We start from the raw sequence: 2,103 nt of genomic DNA on the forward strand, positions 1-2,103 counted from the left end.
TTTGTTATGCAAACGCATTCCCGGGATTAATCCGTCGTACAAATTGTAGGTTAGGGTAGGAACGTACAAAATTTGGTTGTAATAAGGATCTTCAATATCCTTCATAAAAGCAAACTTAATGGGACGGTTATTTGGAAAAAAGCCTTTTAACGACTTCCAATTGTTCCTCAGGTTGTACTCCGGAACTTCATTTTTATAATTTAAAACTAGTTTGTCAGCACCTTTTCGCTCTAGGGAATAGAGTTGATCATCTGTCTTTGGCTCGAGCCATTTTTTAAATACTATTTCGCCTTCATGAACACCATAAATAGGAATTGGGACATATAATCCTGTTTTGTTTTTTAAGGTAAAGGAAACCGAATCAGCCGACTTCGACACCGAGGCTATTTTATAATCCACTATTTGTCTCGACTTGATGATGGAGTTGAAAAACCAGTCGATATTTTGCGTACTTTTTGTTTTTAATATGCTTTCAAAATCTTTGGCTGTGGTCTGCTGGGTAAGGTTGAGTTCATAAAAGTTCCGAATACTATTAGGCACCACTTGCTGGCCTACATAACTGTCTAGGTAACGCAGGCTAAGACCTGAACGGTATTTACTAGCAATTTGTTCGTTGAATTTTAACAAGGTGTTTTTATTGTCTTCCAGCGGTTGATCTAGGTTTTTTCGGGCCATGATCATGTAAAAATAGCTGTACTGTTCATTAAAATCGAGCTGTGCTAAATTAAAACTTTTAAGCAGTTTAAATGAGGACGCGCTACCTAACATTTTAGTGTTTGGATGATTTTTTTCGATAAACTGCATCATGGCATATACTTGAATTCCGTCTAAAACCCAGCTGTCTTTCCTTTGGTCAATTTGTAAACTATTTTTTAGAAAGGCGTTCAAATAGGTTTTTAAAAATTTTAATTCATAGGTGAACTCATCCGAAAAAGGTCGAATAAAACTCGGCAATTGATTCAAACCGTAAAAAGGATTGCGGTCATAATCAGTTTGGGAAACAATTATTTTTTTATGCGGATAAGTTCCTATCAAATCAGTTACAAATTGCGACACACAATCAATGACCCTTGCTTGCTGAATGGTATTTAAATTTTCATCCTTTAAATTGGTTACCACTTCGACCGAATTGGTTTTAAACGAATAAAAACTAGCTTTAGGTTCTAGGAAGATGCTAAAGTCGGTTCTGTTTTCTCCCGTAAAACGATTCAAATTACTTAGTCCTTGATTGCTAACTGAAACCACATTAAGATCAGTACTGATGTTTAGTTTTTTATCAACTAGTAGTTCCAAATCAAAGTCAGAGGGCGCATTAGCACTATCATCTAGATTTTCGTTACTGTAGCTTATAAATTGATGGTTTTCGTAGCGTGCAGGCGTCAGAAACCAATTTTTGAGCACCATTGTACCCGTATTGCTGTATCCATATCTAGTAAATTTATCACTTGGAATTTTCACAGTATAAGTCAGTGACAACTGAATTTCTTCCTGAGGCGCTAGCTTTTCTTGCAAAGCCAAAGTTATAACATCTGGATGATCGGCGCTTCTTTGCCAAGGTAAAACAGTGTTATCAGGACCAATAATTGAAATTAAACCTGTACTGCCTTTTTCGTCACTGCTAGAGAGGTGAAACCCACGGTAGAATTCATCCGAAAAGCGTTTGGCCAAGGGCGAATTAACATTTGCGTAAGCGTTATTCCAATCGTTTAAAACAATCTGATCGAGGCTATCACCCGTATCGTTAACAAAATAAAGTTCCTGCTTCACCTCCAAACTGTGGGTCTTGTCATTAACAGTTACAAAAAGTTGAGAACGATGTTGCCCGTACTGTTTTATTGAAGCCAATAAAGCAATGCATAAAAAGGTCAAAATCCGAATCGTTCTCAATGAATAGTAGGTTTAAAGTCGTATCAATACATACGTATAAAAGTTATGAGTAGCTTGTGGATAGCTAAAATAACAAAAAAGAGCTGTCGTAAAACAGCTCTTCTAGTTAAAAATTAGGTTTCAAATTGTATTTCTTATAAAAAGCGTCCAACACCTCGACTACTTCGTCCTCAGTATCTACAATTTTGATGAGTTTTAAGTCATCCGGACTTACTG

General features: G+C 36.4%; 1 protein-coding gene and 1 pseudogene. Both read right to left on the bottom strand.

The genetic code is table 11. From position 1 onward, the window contains the following. Positions 1–1,887, bottom strand: a 1,887-nt coding sequence (locus P8M54_RS08215; protein ID WP_300287088.1) for an aminopeptidase, incomplete at its 3' end; no start/stop codon positions are given. 106 nt (positions 1,888–1,993) lie between these two features. Continuing rightward, a pseudogene (locus P8M54_RS08220) lies at positions 1,994–2,103 on the bottom strand (TIGR00730 family Rossman fold protein); the annotation flags it as partial.

Origin of the sequence: Flavobacterium sp. (assembly GCF_029242675.1) — a bacterium.
Classification (GTDB): domain Bacteria; phylum Bacteroidota; class Bacteroidia; order Flavobacteriales; family Flavobacteriaceae; genus Flavobacterium.